Origin of the sequence: Brachybacterium hainanense (genome assembly GCF_042434575.1) — a bacterium.
In the GTDB taxonomy this organism is placed as follows: Bacteria; Actinomycetota; Actinomycetes; order Actinomycetales; family Dermabacteraceae; genus Brachybacterium; species Brachybacterium hainanense.
In genome coordinates, this window is record NZ_JBHLSV010000035.1 from 1 (window position 1) to 13226 (window position 13226).

Sequence of the window (13226 nt, forward strand, 5' to 3'; positions counted from 1 at the left end):
CCTGGATGCGGGGATGTTCGCGAACACGCCGGAGCAGTATCAGAAGCTCGGCGACGCGACCGATGGCCCGAAGTTCGGCATCGCCTACGGATACTCGGCAGCGCACTTCTCCGGTGCCGTGGACTATGCGAACCCGGACAGCGCCTCCATGATCATGACCCCCCTGGCGCCCATGGCGGGGCCCTCCGGTGTGCGGACGTGTCAGTGGGATCATTTCTCCTACGGGTACCCGAACTTCGTGATCACCCCGAAGTGCGAGGACCCGGTCCAGATGATCCGCTGGGCCGACCACCAGTTCCACCATGACCATCTCCCTCGGCGCAGGGGAGCGGGGAACGGGGTGGGACTGGGCCACCGAGGGCATGCTCGGCCAGCGCGGGAAGCAGGCCATCTACCAGGGGCTCGAGCCGGCTGAGGAGCTGAAGAACCACCGCTGGCGGGAATGGGGACCGCTGTACAAGTCCGCTGATCAGCGTGACGGTCAGGCGACCACCCCGGACTCCCCGCCGATCCTCGAGGATGCCGGGCAGCTCTACGAGCCGTTCGCGAGTGCGAAGGAGAGCGGCATCCCGCCGCTGGTCTATGACATGGATCAGTCCGCGCAGATCGGCGAGATCGAGACCAACCTCGGCAATCACTTCAAGCAGTCCCTCGCGAACTTCGGCACCGGCAAGAAGGACGCCTCGAAGGACGCCGACTGGGAGGAGTACATCTCCACCGCGAAGGCCATCGGCGTCGAGACCTACGTCCAGATCAAGCAGGCCGCCTACGACAACCGGGTGGTCTGAGCCGGCGGCGTGCATGGCCGCGACGCGGCCGCGAATGAGGCGGGCCCCGGGAGAACATCTCCCGGGGCCCGCCTCATCGTCGATGCGACGGAGGTCAGTGACCGACCTTCGCGGAGGGAACCGTGTAGTCCCCGCCGGTGAGCGCATCGATCTTGTGCTTCTCATGACCGGCGTGCTCGAGGGCCTCGCGCAGCTCGGACGGCGTGACCGGCTCGATGCGGTCCTTGAAGAAGAAGGACGTCGCCTTCGCGCGCAGCTTCGAGACGCCCTTGCCCTCGGCGAGGGGGCGGTAGTCGTCGTGCTGCACGAGGACCCAGCGGTCGAACTCGTCGAGCGGCTCGTGGATCTCGAGCATCTCGCCGTTCTCCATGCGCACGACCTTCGATGTCTCGACGCCGTGGATGGCGAGATCGCGCTTGTGGCGCTGGATCGACAGGCACAGCCGCTTGACGATGTAGAACACCAGGACGGGCGCGACGAAGAACGCGATGCGGAAGAGCCAGGTGAGGTCGTTGATCGACAGGTGCAGCTTGATGGCGATGAGGTCGTTGGTCGCTGCGAGCGCGAGGATCAGGTAGACCGTGATCCAGGCGGCGCCGAGACCGGCGCGGACCGGAGCGTTGTACGGCAGGTCCAGCACGTGGTGCTCGCGGTCGTCACCGGTCACCCACGCCTCGAGGAACGGGTACAGGGCCAGGAAGCCCAGGAGACCGCCGTACACGGCGAAGGGGATCAGCATGTTCAGCGAGATCACGTACCCGAAGATCGTGAACTCCCAGCCCGGCATGAGCCGCAGCCCGCCGTCGGTCCAGAGCATGTACCAGTCCGGCTGGGAACCTGCGGAGACGGGGGAGGGATCGTACGGCCCGTAGATCCACACGGCATTGATCGCCACGGTCGCGGAGACCAGCGTGATGATGCCGAACACGAGGAAGAAGAACCCGCCGGCCTTCGCGGCGTACACCGGGAAGACGGGGAAGCCGACGACGTTGCGATCGGTGCGCCCCGGCCCGGGGTAGTGCGTGTGCTTGGACAGCACCAGCAGCGTCAGGTGGACCGCGATGAGACCGAGGATGATCGCCGGGACGATCAGGATGTGGATCGTGAACAGGCGGGGGATGATCTGGTGGCCGGGGAACTCTCCGCCGAACAGCAGCATCGACAGATACGTCCCGACCACGGGGATCGCCTTCATGAGGCCGTCGATCACGCGCAGGCCGTTGCCCGAGAGGACGTCGTCCGGGAGCGAGTAGCCGGAGAACCCGGCCACCATGCCGAGGACCATGAGGGAGAAGCCCACCAGCCAGTTGAGCTCGCGCGGCTTGCGGAAGGCGCCGGTGAAGAACACGCGGAACATGTGCACGAAGATCGCGACCATGAAGACCAGCGCGGCCCAGTGGTGCATCTGACGGAAGAGCAGGCCACCCTTGACCTCGAAGGAGAGGTGGAGGGTCGACTCGAAGGCCCGGGACATGTGAGCGCCCTGCAGCGGCTCGTAGACGCCGTCATAGATGACCTCGTCCATGGCCGGGACGAAGAACATGGTCAGGAACGTTCCGGAGATCAGCAGGATCACGAAGCTGTAGAGCGCGACCTCGCCGAACATGAACGACCAGTGGTCCGGGAAGATCTTGCGGCCCAGGAACTTGACCAGGCCGCCGCCCATGGTGCGCTGGTCGAGCCAGTCGCCGCCGACTGCGCCGAGCTTGGCGATGCGGCCGGGCTGCCCGTCCTGCTTCGGGGACGAGGAGATGGTGGTCGACATCAGATCACTTGTCCTTGTGGAGGTTCCAGAAGCTGGGACCGATCGGTTCGGGGAAGTCGCCGCCGGCGACGAGGTATCCCTCGTCGTCGACCTCGATCGGCAGCTGCGGGAGCGGGCGGTGGGCCGGGCCGAAGATCACCTTGGCGCCGTCGGTGACGTCGAAGGTCGACTGATGGCACGGGCACAGCATGTGGTGCGTCTGCTGCTCGTACAGCGCCACCGGGCAGCCCACGTGCGTGCAGATCTTCGAGAAGGCGAGGATGCCCTGGTAGCCGTTGCTGAGACTCTCCTCGTTCTGGCCGAGGGCCGGGTCGATGCGCACGATCACCGCTGCGGCCTTGGCGCGCTCGTTCATGAAGTTCGGGGTCTCCTGCGTCAGGCCCTCGGGCATGACATGGAAGATCGAGTTCAGGGCGACCTCGTCCGCGCGGATCGGCGTCCCGTCGTGGTCGCGCGCGAGGCGCATGCCCTTCTCCCAGAACGTGTGGTGCAGCTTGTTCCCCGGGAGCGGGCCGAGCGTCGAGAGCGGTGCGAGGACCGCGACGGGCAGGGCGGCCAGCGCGACGGCCATGGCGGAGACGATCACGGGGCGACGGGCGATGCCGGACTCGTCGAGGCCGGAGGTGATGATCTCCGCGGCGGCCTCGCGCGCCTCGTCGGAGCTGCGCGAGGGATGGCGCTCCTCGACCCACTCGTCATCGGGCATGAGGGTCTTGGCCCAGTGGACCGCGGCGGCGCCGATGAAGAACACCGAGATCGCCAGGCCCAGACCGGTGAAGAGGTTCGACCATCGCACGGCGTGCAGCGTGCCGGACTCCGCGAGGAGGTTCGTGCCCAGCGGCGTGAAGAGGAAGTACGCAGCGATGAACAGCACGGTGCCGAGCACCGAGATGACGAACATCGCGGCGACGACCCGCTCGGCGCGCTTCTCGGCGCGCGGATCGGTGTCCGCCTGGCGGTGCACGTGCGGGGGCAGACCCGGGTTGGGGAACCCGCCGCCCTCCTTCGGAGCGACGGCGCTGATGCCCTTCGCGGGATGGGTGCCGTCGAGGTTATCGGTCATCTTGGTGCTCACTTGGCCTTCGCCCCCAGCCAGACGGCGCAGGCGGTCAGGAGGGACAGGATGATCGTCCAGGCGAACAGTCCCTCGGTCACGGGACCGAGCGAGCCCAGGGCGATGCCGCCGGGGGAGCCCTGCTCCTCGATCTCGGTCAGGTATGCGATGACGTCGTTCTTGTCCTGGGGGGACAGGTTGTCGTCGTTGAACACGGGCATGTTCTGCGGGCCCGTCTCCATGGCACCGTAGATGTGACGCGGCTCGACGCCCTGCAGGGCCGGCGCGTACTTGCCGTGGGTCAGGGCACCGCCCGCGCCGGCCGCGTTGTGGCACATGGCGCAGTTGATGCGGAAGATCTCGCCGCCCTTGGTGGCGTCACCGTTGGCGGGATCGAGGTACTGCTCGTCGGGGATCGCGGGGCCCGGGCCGAGGGAGGCGACGTAGGCGGCGAGCTGTCGGGTCTGCTCCTCGTCCATCTGCGGAGGCTTGCGAGCGGCCTGCGCGCCGGCCATCTGCATGGGCATGCGCCCGGTGCCGACCTGGAAGTCGACCGCTGCTGCGCCCACGCCGATGAGGGACGGGCCGAGGGTGTTCCCGTCCGAGTCCTGCAGGCCCGAGGCGTTCGTGCCGTGGCAGGTCGCGCAGTTGGCGAGGAAGAGGTCCTCGCCCGCGGCGACATCGTCGGCGGAATAGGTCTCGGCCGAGGCGGTCCGCGGCTGGAAGGCGGCGTAGAGCCCGCCGGTCGCGACCAGTGCAAGCAACAGGATCACGAGTAGCGCCATCGGATGATGACGGCGCGCGGCAAGTGCCTTCACGGTGTGGACCTCGTTTCGTGGGTGGGGCGGGTGGAGCGGGAGCGATGCGGTGCCGTGAGAGGAGCCGTCATCAGAAGATCGTGAGGTTCCACGGGACGTTGCCCATGATCGGGTCGAGCAGGTAGACCACGCCGAACAGGCCGATCCAGACGACGTCGACGAAGTGCCAGTAGTACGAGATGCAGATCGCGCTGACCTGCTCGTGGTGCGTGAAGTTCTCCGCGGCGAAGGCCCGCGCGAGGACGAACAGGAAGGCGATGAGGCCGCCGATGACGTGGAGGCCGTGGAACCCGGTGGCGAGGTAGAAGACCGAGCCGAAGGGCCCGGAGGAGAGGGTCACGCCCTTGTGGACCAGCTCGGTGTACTCGAAGGCCTGACCGGAGACGAAGATGGCGCCGAGGACGAACGTGAGCGTGTACCACTCGATCATCCCCCAGCCGGCGATGTTCAGGATCGAGCCGGAGCGGCGGCGACGCGGCGGGAAGGAGCCGGTCCACGGCAGGTGGCCCTCGGCCATCCACACGCCCATCTGGCAGGTGAAGGAGCTGGAGACCAGGATCACCGTGTTGAGGATCGCGAAGCCGTGGGTGAAGTTCTCCTGGCCGGCGTGGAAGGCGTCGGGGACCATCGCCCTCAGCGTGAAGAACATCGCGAACAGGCCGGCGAAGAACATCAGCTCGCTGGAGAGCCACACGAGGGTGCCGACCTGGGTGGCATTGGGGCGGCCGACGGCCGGGACCGAGGGCGAGCGCTGGGGCAAAGTCGCTGTAGTCACGTCACCATTATGTCGTGTCGTCAGAATCGCCGCCGCCGGTACACGACATCCGGGAGCGCCGGGGGCTCAGCCCCTCGATCCCGGCCAGCATATCGCTCCTGACAAGCTGTCATGAACCCGGACACGCAGCTGTGACCGTGCTGTGAGAGACACTCCTCGTCCCGCGGCTCCCGGACGGGAGAGGACCGGGCTCCGGGGCGCTCCGGGAGCGCTCGGGAAGATGGCGCCGGCGTCCGGTGCGGGGTCGACGCGCGCCGCCGTCGCGGGTGGGGCGCGCCGGGGGAGCGCCGAGGCCGGACGGTCTCGCCTCCGCACCTCGCGGATGCGATCATGGGGTGCATGAGCGCGACATCCCCCACGTGGCCTGTCCTGACCTCCCATCTCGTCCGCGGTGAGGACCTCCCCGCCGAGTGGGCGCGATGGGCGATGGGCGAGCTCATGGACGGCGGGGCGAGCTCGGTGCAGCTCGCCGGCTTCCTCGTGGCGCTCGCCTCGAAGGGCGTGACCAGCGCGGAGCTCGCCGGACTGGCCGATGTCATGATCGCCCATGCCCGGGACATCGAGGTGCCGCGGCATGCCGTCGACATCGTCGGCACCGGCGGCGACCTCGCCAGCACCGTCAACATCTCCACCATGGCCTCGGTCCTCATCGCCGCGAGCGGGCGGCGCGTCGTCAAGCACGGCAACCGGGCCTCGAGCTCGCGCAGCGGCTCCGCCGATGTGCTCGAGGAGCTGGGGGTGCGGCTGGACCTCGAGGCGTCCGCGGTGGCCGCCATGGTCGAGGAGGTGGGCATCACCTTCCTCTTCGCGAACTACTTCCACCCGTCGATGCGCCATGCCGCGGAGGCGCGGAAGGGGCTCGGCGTCCCGACCGTGCTGAACCTGCTGGGCCCGATCACCAACCCGGGCCGTCCGCTCGCGAGCGCCGTCGGCGTCGCGGACCCCGTGCTCGCCCCCATCGTCGCGGGCGTCTTCGCGGGGCGCGGCACGAGCGCGCTCGTCTTCCGCGGGCAGGACGGCCTCGACGAGATCACGGTGCAGGCGCCTTCGGACGTGTGGGAGGTCCGCGACGGTCGGATCCTCGAGCACGTGCTCGACCCGACGGAGCTCCTCGACATACCCCGCAGCCCCCTCGGGGCCCTTCGTGGAGGGACCGCGGCGGAGAACGCCCAGGTCGCTCGCGACGTCTTCGCCGGGGAGCGGGAGGGCCGGCTCGGTCCCATCCGTGATGCGGTCCTGCTGAACGCCGCCTCCGGCCTCGTGGCCCACGACGGGATCGGCCAGGAGGCGGACGAGGGCTTCGAGGACCGCTTCCGCCTCGCCTACGACGAGGCCGAGCGGATCCTGGACAGCGGGGCTGCCGCCCGGCTCCTGGGCGACTGGTCCGCTGCCTCCCAGCGCATGGCCCGCGCCTGATCCAGGGCGGCGTCGGGTCGCGGCCCGGCGCGGCCCCTCATGACAGCGCCCCGCCCGGTGCATCCGGGCGGGGCGCTGCGGTCATACGAGGAGAGCTCACTCGATCCCGAGGTCGAAGGCCGCGTCGAGATCCCGTCGCGAGTAGGTCTTGAAGGCGATGTTGGTCGTGGTGTCCCGGACGCCCTCGACCTTCCCGATGCGGTCGGCGATGACCTCCGCCAGCTCCTCGTGCTCGCGCACCCGCACCACGGCGATGAGATCCACGTCGCCGGTCACGGAGTAGACCTGGTCGACGGCGGGAAGGTCGGCGATCTGCTCGGCGACCTCCGGGATGCGGTGTCCGTCGACGATGATCGAGACGATGGCGGTGATCATGGAGCCTCCTCGGGTCGGGGTGAGCGGGCCGCGCACGGCCGGTCCTGCGCCTCAGCCTAGTGCGTCCGGGCGTAGGTCTCCTGCAGCGACGACAGGTCGAAGCGTGCCCGGGCCGGGACTGCCCAGCTGCCCTCCCGCAGAACGATGCGGACGTCCTCGTGCTCGAGCCAGCGCAGGATCAGCTCGGTCTCCTGATGGTAGCCCTGGCACAGCGGCGTGACCTGCTCCGCCTCGCCCGTGCCGGTGCGCGCGAGCGCCTCGGCGATCGGCAGGGGATCAGCGGCCAGCGGAACCATCGCGGCCCCGGCGAAGCGGCCGCCCCGCACCGCGAGCAGCTCCCAGCTGCGCTCCGAGGAGCGCGGATCGGTGTGCGGCCGCGCCGCGACCAGCAACCTGCAGGCGCGGATCGCACGCAGACGTGCTGCCCGGCCCGCCGCCTGCAGATAGGTCTCCAGGAGGGAGCGCACACGCGCCGCGTCCTCGTAGCGGCCGGCGCCGGCGAAGGCCCGCATCCTCCGTGTCCCGTGCTCGAGCACGGGCGAGGGGTCCAGGATCATCGCTCTGCGCAGGGCCTCGTGGTGCGCGGAGCCGATGCGGGAAGGGGGACCTGCCCCGTCCCGGGACACGGCGCCGCCCAGGACGGCATCGGTCAGCAGCCCGCGCAGCGGCTCGATCTCCCGGCGGGAGCGGAGCGGTCCGATGTGGGCGATGCCGTCCTCCTCGACGGTGGCCAGGCGCGCTCCGCGCAGCCCCTGCGATCCGGGGCCCAGGCGCAGCCACAGCGCCTTCTCCGGGGTGAGCCCGTGCCGGTTGGCGGGAGGCTTCTCCGCGCCGATGATCCGCAGCTCCCGCACGGCGGCCTCGAGGGCGCTCGCACAGGGGATGGTGCGCACCCGCTGCGCCCGCGGCAGCATGTCCAGGACCTTGCGCCGCCGCTCCGAGGCGGAGAAGTAGGTCCTCACCCGGGTCCGCAGGTCCCGTGAGGTGCCCACGTACAGCACCTGGTCGCCGTCGCCGAGGAACTGGTAGACGCCCGGACCGGTCGGGACGTCGCGGGCGAGGTGCCGCTTGCGCAGCTGCACCGGCGCGAGCCGGCGGTGCGCGGAGGCGAGGTCCTCGAGCGTCCCGGCACGTGCCGGGCCCAGGCGCTCGATGATCGCATGCAGCACGTCGACGGTGGCGCGGGCATCGGACAGGGCTCGGTGATCGGGGGCGACGCTCGCACCGACATGGGCGGCGAGGGTCCCCAGCCTGTGGTCGCGGACCTCGTCGCGGCCGAACACCTGCCGCGCCAGCTGCAGGGTGTCCAGGACGAGCGGGTCCGGCCAGCCATGGTCGATCCGTGCGCACTGCGCCCGCAGGAAGCCGATGTCGAAACGGGCGTTGTGCGCGACGAGCGCCGCATCGCGGGCGAAGTCGAGGAACATCGGCAGCACGGTCTCGATCCGCGGGGCCCCGGCGACGGCGGCGTCGCTGATCCCCGTCAGACGCGCGATATACGCCGGGATGGGCCGCTGCGGATCGACGAAGGTCCGGAACTCGCCGAGGACCTCGCCGCCGCGCACCCGCACCGCTCCGATCTCGGTGATCGCATCCGCAGAGGGATCCGTCCCGGTCGTCTCGAGGTCGACGACCACGAGATCCGCCTGGGGCAACGGGGTGCCGAGATCGTCGAAGGAGAGCTGGCCGCCCGGGCGGGGCGGCCGTCGTGCGGTGGCGCTCATGGCCGCAGGATACGGCGGCGCGCCGACAGACGACCGCCGCCGCAGGTCGGGTCCCGGGGGACGAGAGAGCTCAGGCGCCCGCGGGCTTGGAGCCCGTGTAGATCCGCTCGATGATCTCCGCGTAGTCCTTGGCCACGACGTTGCGCTTGAGCTTCAGGGAGGGGGTGAGGTAGCCGTTCTCCTCCGTGAAATCGGTGTCGATCACCTCGAAGGTGCGGATCGACTCGGCCCGCGAGACGGCCTCGTTGGCGCTGTCGACCGCGCGCTGCAGCTCCGCGCGCACGGCCGGGTTCGACGCGGCCTGCTGGAGCGACTGCTCGGGCTGATCGTTGTTCTTCAGCCAGGTCGGGAGCATCTCCGCGTCCAGGGTGATGATCGCGGCGATGAACGGCTTCTGGTCCCCGACCACCATGCACTGGCTGATCAGAGGATGGGCGCGCAGGCGGTCCTCGAGCATCGCGGGCGAGACGTTCTTGCCGCCCGCCGTGACGATCAGCTCCTTCGACCGGCCGGTGATCGACAGATACCCGTCGGCGTCGAGGGTGCCGATGTCGCCGGTGCGGAACCAGCCGTCGGTGAAGGCCTCCGCCGTCGCCTCCGGGTTCCCGTGATAGCCCCGGAAGACGACGACGCCCTTGACGAGGACCTCGCCGGTGTCGGAGATCGCGACGGTCACGCCAGGAAGGGGCGGCCCGACCGTCCCCGGACGCGGATCCCACGGCGGGTTGACGCTCACCGGGGCCGTCGTCTCGGTGAGGCCGTAGCCCTCCAGGATCGTGACGCCGATGCCGCGGAAGAAGTGCGAGATCCGCTCGCCCAGGGGCGCACCGCCCGAGACGCTCCAGCGCACCTGGCCGCCCATCGCCTCGCGCAGCTTCGCGTACACGAGCTTGTCGAACAGGGCGTGCTTGGCGCGCAGCAGCGCCGGAACCCGGCCGGCGGAGAGCGCCTGAGAGTACGCGACCGCGGTCCCTGCCGCGGCGGCGAAGATCTTCCCCTTCCCTCCGGTGATGGCCTTCTGCTCGGCTCCGTTGTACACCTTCTCGAACACGCGCGGCACCGCGAGGAGGAACGTCGGCCGGAAGTCCGCGAGGTCCCCCAGGAGGTTCTTCGTGTCCGGGGTGAAGGCCGTGGTCGCTCCGGCGGCGATCTGCGTGACCGTGAGCAGGCGCGCGAAGACGTGCGCGAGGGGGAGGAACATCAGGGCGCGCGATCCCGGCGGGAGCACCGACTCCCCGAACTGGGTGATCGCCGCCCGGGACGTGTCCACGAAGTTGCCGTGCGTGAGCTCGGCCCCCTTGGGGCGGCCCGTCGTGCCCGAGGTGTAGATCAGCGTCGCCACATCGTCCAGACGCCGCGAGGTGCGCGCCGCCTCGAGATCCGCGTCGCGCACGACCGTGCCGCCCTCGGCGAGGCGCTCGAGGTCGCCGTCCTCGATCGTCCAGATCTGCTCGAGGTCCGGCAGCTCGCCCCGCACCGAGGAGACGTCCTCCGCGTGCCGCGAGGTCTCCACGATCGCGAAGCGGGCCGCGGAATCACCGGCGATCCACTGGATCTGCGAGGGAGAGGAGGTCTCGTAGACGGAGACGGACACACCGCCGGCGAACCAGACGGCCCAGTCCGCCAGCACCCACTCGTACCGGGTCCGCGACATGATCGCGACCACGTCGCCGCGCTCGAGGCCCGCGGCGAGCAGACCTTTGGCCAGAGCGCGCACGGATCCCAGGAACTGCGCGGACGTCATCGGCGAGCGGCGTCCGTCCGGGCCCTCGACCTCGAACAGCGAGATCCCGGGGTAGAGCCGATGGCGCTCCAGCAGGAGATCGGTGGTGTTCTCGCCGTCCCGGCTCGTGTGCTTGACGGGTGTCCCGAACTGCTTCACGGAAGCTCCTTCGACTCGGCGACGGATGCCGGAGTGTCCAGCCCGCGGACGCGAGCATCGATGCGGGTAACAGTGTAGGCCAGGGGAGCTCTAGCATGGTCCCGTCACGATCCCGCCTGCGGCGGGGGACGACCTCCACGGCTCGGACACGACCCGGGCCCGGCCTCTGCGGAAGGATCACCCTATGCTCTCCATCGGCGTCGACATCGGCGGGACGAAGATCGCGGCAGGAGTCGTCCACGAGGACGGGCGGATCCTCGCGCGCACCTCGCGCCGGACGCCGGCGACCGACCCGGAGCTGATCGAGGGCGCCGTGATCGAGGCGGTCCGCGAGCTGCAGGCCGATCACCAGGTCGTCGGGGTCGGGATCGGAGCCGCCGGATTCGTCGGCGCCGACCGGCGCACCGTCGTCTTCGCCGCGAACCTCGCCTGGCGCGACTGCGCGCTCGCCGACGACATCGAGAGCGGAGTCGACCTCCCGGTCGTCGTCGAGAACGACGCCAACGCCGCCGGCTGGGCGGAGTACCGGTTCGGCGCGGCGAAGGACTCGCGCAACATGCTCATGCTGACCGTCGGCACCGGGCTCGGCGGCGCGCTCGTCCTGGACGGGAACCTCGTGCGGGGAGAAGGCGGCTTCGCCGGCGAGGTCGCCCATATGACCGCGGTGCCCGATGGCCAGTGGTGCGGCTGCGGACGACAGGGCTGCCTCGAGCAGTACACCTCCGGGACCGCGCTCGTCCGCGCGGGCCGCCACCGCGCCGGCACCGGGCACGAGCTCTACGCCCCGCTTCTCGCGGCCGCCGGCGGCGAGGTCGCCCGGATCGACGGGCCGCTGATCACCCAGCTCGCCGAGGACGGGGACACGGGGGCGGTGGCCCTGCTCGCCGAGCTCGGGGAGTGGCTCGGCTTCGGCGCCGCCAACGTCTCCGCGCTGCTGGATCCCGGGACGATCGTCGTCGGGGGCGGCGTCTCCGCCGCGGGCGAGCTGCTGCTGGCCCCTGCCCGGGCCGCCTACGACCGGCATCTCACCGCCCGCGCCTACCGGACGGTCGCGCACTTCGCTGTCGCGAGCACCGGCAACGAGGCAGGCATCATCGGCGCGGCCGACCTCGCCCGCTGACGACGCCACGGGCCTGCGGGGCCCCTCGTGCCTCGGGGGCCTCCGGCCCGAGCCTCGTCGCTCAGGCTCGTCCTGACCGTCTGCTCTCCTCGGCACGGGCCTGCGGGACCCCTCATGCCTCGGGGGCCTCCGGCCCGAGCCTCGTCGCTCAGACCTGAGCCCCGTCGTCGTCGGGGTCGGGGCGGGTGCGGGGGATGCGCAGCAGCAGCGAGACGATGCCTCCGGTCGCGAGCCCGGCGCCGAGCAGTGCGCACCACGGGGGCAGCAGCGCCGTCGTCGCGCTCAGCAGCAGCACGAGGACCCCCAGACCCAGCGCGGCCCAGGAGCGGACGGCGCCTCGGGAGACCGCCACCGGTCCCGGCATCGGAGGGACGAAGTCTCCGGGCAGCATCGGCTCTTCAGCATCCTGCTCCCCGGCGGAGGAGGACGTCACGCCGCCCCGCGACCGGGACCCGCGGCGCTCCGAGCCCGATGCGGGAACGCCGCGGGAGGACGGATGCGCCGCCCTGGCCCGGGCGCGGCCGGCCTCCCGCTCCTCCGGGGACGGCGAGGACGGGGTCCCCGCGCTCTGCCCGGAGCGCGGCGGCGGCGCGGGCGGCTCATGCGGTGCCGCCCCCGGCCGCAGCACCATCCCCTCCTCGGACAGCATCCGGGCGAACTCCGCGGCGACCCCGTCGTCATCGCGCTCCGGAGGGCGCCCGGCGGCATGACCGCTCATCGGGCCGTCTCCTCCAGGAAGCGCAGCGAGGCCGCGAAGATGCGGGCAGCGTCCTGATCCAGGGTCGCCACGTGATAGCTGTCCGGCAGCGACATCCGCTCGACGCGGCCCCGTGTGCGGGCCGCGATCAGATCGCTGTCGCGGGGAGGGACGATGTGGTCCTCGGGGGAGGTCGCCAGCAGCATCGGCGCCGTGACCTCATGCAGGCGGGAGCGCACCTGCGCGGTGAGGGCGCGCAGCTGGGCGACGGCCCGGGTGGGAGTGCGGGAATACGCCTCCTCGACCTGTCCGGGCCGACGGATATCCGAGGCGATCGACGCCGTCGAGGGCAGCAGCGGCCACAGCAGAGGGGAGAGCTGAGCCGCCCGTGGCACCGACACAGCGGGATTGACCAGCACGATCCCCTGCAGCCGCGGGGCGATCCGCGGGTCCTGGGCGAGCGCCAGCGTGAGCGTCCCGCCCATCGACAGCCCGCCCACCGCGATCCGCTCATGACGCTCGAGGAGATCCAGAGCCGCGTCGCGCACGGCGTCGTACCAGTCATGGCGCGTGGTGCGCGCCATCTCCTGCCAGGTCCGCGCATGCCCCGGCAGCAACGGCAGGCTGACCTCCCAGCCCGCAGCGGCATGGTGCTCGCCCCACGGGCGCATCGCCTGGGGCGCCCCGGTGAAGCCGTGGCACAGGAGGATGCCGCCGCGCGGGTTATAGTCGCCAGGCGCGTGCCAGGGGACGGACAGTTCGCTGAACGCCATGGGTCCATCGTCGCACCTGCGTCCCCTGCGCGCATTCCG

13 protein-coding genes are annotated in these 13226 nt (G+C 70.8%); 4 read left to right on the plus strand and 9 right to left on the minus strand.

The features are described from left to right. Both ACFFF6_RS18615 and ACFFF6_RS18620 read left to right on the plus strand, forming a co-directional pair. The coding region (locus ACFFF6_RS18615) for a hypothetical protein (RefSeq protein ID WP_376983009.1) at positions 1–415 on the plus strand (415 nt) is incomplete at its 5' end. Beyond that, a complete protein-coding gene (locus ACFFF6_RS18620; protein WP_376983010.1) occupies positions 303–788 on the plus strand; it encodes a type 2 periplasmic-binding domain-containing protein in 486 nt (161 codons plus the stop codon). The genes ACFFF6_RS18615 and ACFFF6_RS18620, both read left to right, overlap by 113 nt. Positions 789–882: 94 nt before the next feature. Here ACFFF6_RS18620 and qcrB read toward each other — a convergent pair whose 3' ends face one another. The 4 genes from qcrB to ctaE all read right to left on the minus strand — a co-directional run bounded on the left by qcrB (position 883) and on the right by ctaE (position 5200). Next, on the minus strand, positions 883–2553 hold the full coding sequence (gene qcrB, locus ACFFF6_RS18625; RefSeq protein WP_376983011.1) for a cytochrome bc1 complex cytochrome b subunit: 1671 nt from the start codon (positions 2551–2553) through the stop codon (positions 883–885). A 4-nt stretch (positions 2554–2557) separates the two neighbouring features. Then, positions 2558–3616, minus strand: coding sequence for a cytochrome bc1 complex Rieske iron-sulfur subunit (gene qcrA, locus ACFFF6_RS18630; RefSeq protein ID WP_376983012.1), 1059 nt, complete (start codon positions 3614–3616; stop codon positions 2558–2560). Between the two features lie 8 nt (positions 3617–3624). After that, positions 3625–4425, minus strand: a complete 801-nt coding sequence (qcrC, locus tag ACFFF6_RS18635) for a cytochrome bc1 complex diheme cytochrome c subunit (protein ID WP_376983013.1) — start codon at positions 4423–4425, stop codon at positions 3625–3627. Between the two features lie 70 nt (positions 4426–4495). Beyond that, a complete protein-coding gene (ctaE, locus tag ACFFF6_RS18640) occupies positions 4496–5200 on the minus strand; it encodes an aa3-type cytochrome oxidase subunit III (protein WP_376983014.1) in 705 nt (234 codons plus the stop codon). Between the two features lie 339 nt (positions 5201–5539). Here ctaE and trpD point away from each other — a divergent pair, with 339 nt between their 5' ends. Next, positions 5540–6616, plus strand: a complete 1077-nt coding sequence (trpD, locus tag ACFFF6_RS18645; protein ID WP_376983015.1) for an anthranilate phosphoribosyltransferase — start codon at positions 5540–5542, stop codon at positions 6614–6616. A gap of 96 nt (positions 6617–6712) precedes the next feature. On the opposite strand, the gene ACFFF6_RS18650 is transcribed toward trpD, so the two are convergent. From ACFFF6_RS18650 to ACFFF6_RS18660, 3 genes are all read right to left on the minus strand, one after another. After that, positions 6713–6991 (minus strand): Lrp/AsnC family transcriptional regulator, encoded by a 279-nt coding sequence (locus ACFFF6_RS18650; protein WP_376983016.1) that lies wholly within the window; start codon positions 6989–6991, stop codon positions 6713–6715. Positions 6992–7047: 56 nt separating this feature from the next. Then, positions 7048–8715 (minus strand): DEDD exonuclease domain-containing protein, encoded by a 1668-nt coding sequence (locus ACFFF6_RS18655; protein ID WP_376983017.1) that lies wholly within the window; start codon positions 8713–8715, stop codon positions 7048–7050. Positions 8716–8785: 70 nt separating this feature from the next. Further along, on the minus strand, positions 8786–10597 hold the full coding sequence (locus tag ACFFF6_RS18660) for an AMP-dependent synthetase/ligase (RefSeq protein ID WP_376983018.1): 1812 nt from the start codon (positions 10595–10597) through the stop codon (positions 8786–8788). Between the two features lie 184 nt (positions 10598–10781). On the opposite strand from ACFFF6_RS18660, the gene ACFFF6_RS18665 reads away from it, so the two are divergent. Beyond that, on the plus strand, positions 10782–11717 hold the full coding sequence (locus ACFFF6_RS18665; RefSeq protein WP_376983019.1) for an ROK family glucokinase: 936 nt from the start codon (positions 10782–10784) through the stop codon (positions 11715–11717). Between the two features lie 148 nt (positions 11718–11865). On the opposite strand, the gene ACFFF6_RS18670 is transcribed toward ACFFF6_RS18665, so the two are convergent. Beyond that, positions 11866–12435, minus strand: coding sequence for a hypothetical protein (locus ACFFF6_RS18670; protein ID WP_376983020.1), 570 nt, complete (start codon positions 12433–12435; stop codon positions 11866–11868). Then, positions 12432–13187, minus strand: coding sequence for an alpha/beta hydrolase (locus tag ACFFF6_RS18675; protein ID WP_376983021.1), 756 nt, complete (start codon positions 13185–13187; stop codon positions 12432–12434). Before ACFFF6_RS18675 ends, ACFFF6_RS18670 begins: the two co-directional genes overlap by 4 nt. Between the last annotated feature and the right edge of the window lie 39 nt (positions 13188–13226).

Coding starts and splice junctions, on each gene's coding strand:
- ACFFF6_RS18620 (WP_376983010.1), top strand. CDS start 303: ATGACCATCTCCCTCGGCGCAGGGGAGCGGGGAACGGGGTGGGACTGG.
- qcrB (WP_376983011.1), bottom strand. CDS start 2,553: ATGTCGACCACCATCTCCTCGTCCCCGAAGCAGGACGGGCAGCCCGGC.
- qcrA (WP_376983012.1), bottom strand. CDS start 3,616: ATGACCGATAACCTCGACGGCACCCATCCCGCGAAGGGCATCAGCGCC.
- trpD (WP_376983015.1), top strand. CDS start 5,540: ATGAGCGCGACATCCCCCACGTGGCCTGTCCTGACCTCCCATCTCGTC.
- ACFFF6_RS18650 (WP_376983016.1), bottom strand. CDS start 6,991: ATGATCACCGCCATCGTCTCGATCATCGTCGACGGACACCGCATCCCG.
- ACFFF6_RS18655 (WP_376983017.1), bottom strand. CDS start 8,715: ATGAGCGCCACCGCACGACGGCCGCCCCGCCCGGGCGGCCAGCTCTCC.
- ACFFF6_RS18665 (WP_376983019.1), top strand. CDS start 10,782: ATGCTCTCCATCGGCGTCGACATCGGCGGGACGAAGATCGCGGCAGGA.
- ACFFF6_RS18670 (WP_376983020.1), bottom strand. CDS start 12,435: ATGAGCGGTCATGCCGCCGGGCGCCCTCCGGAGCGCGATGACGACGGG.
- ACFFF6_RS18675 (WP_376983021.1), bottom strand. CDS start 13,187: ATGGCGTTCAGCGAACTGTCCGTCCCCTGGCACGCGCCTGGCGACTAT.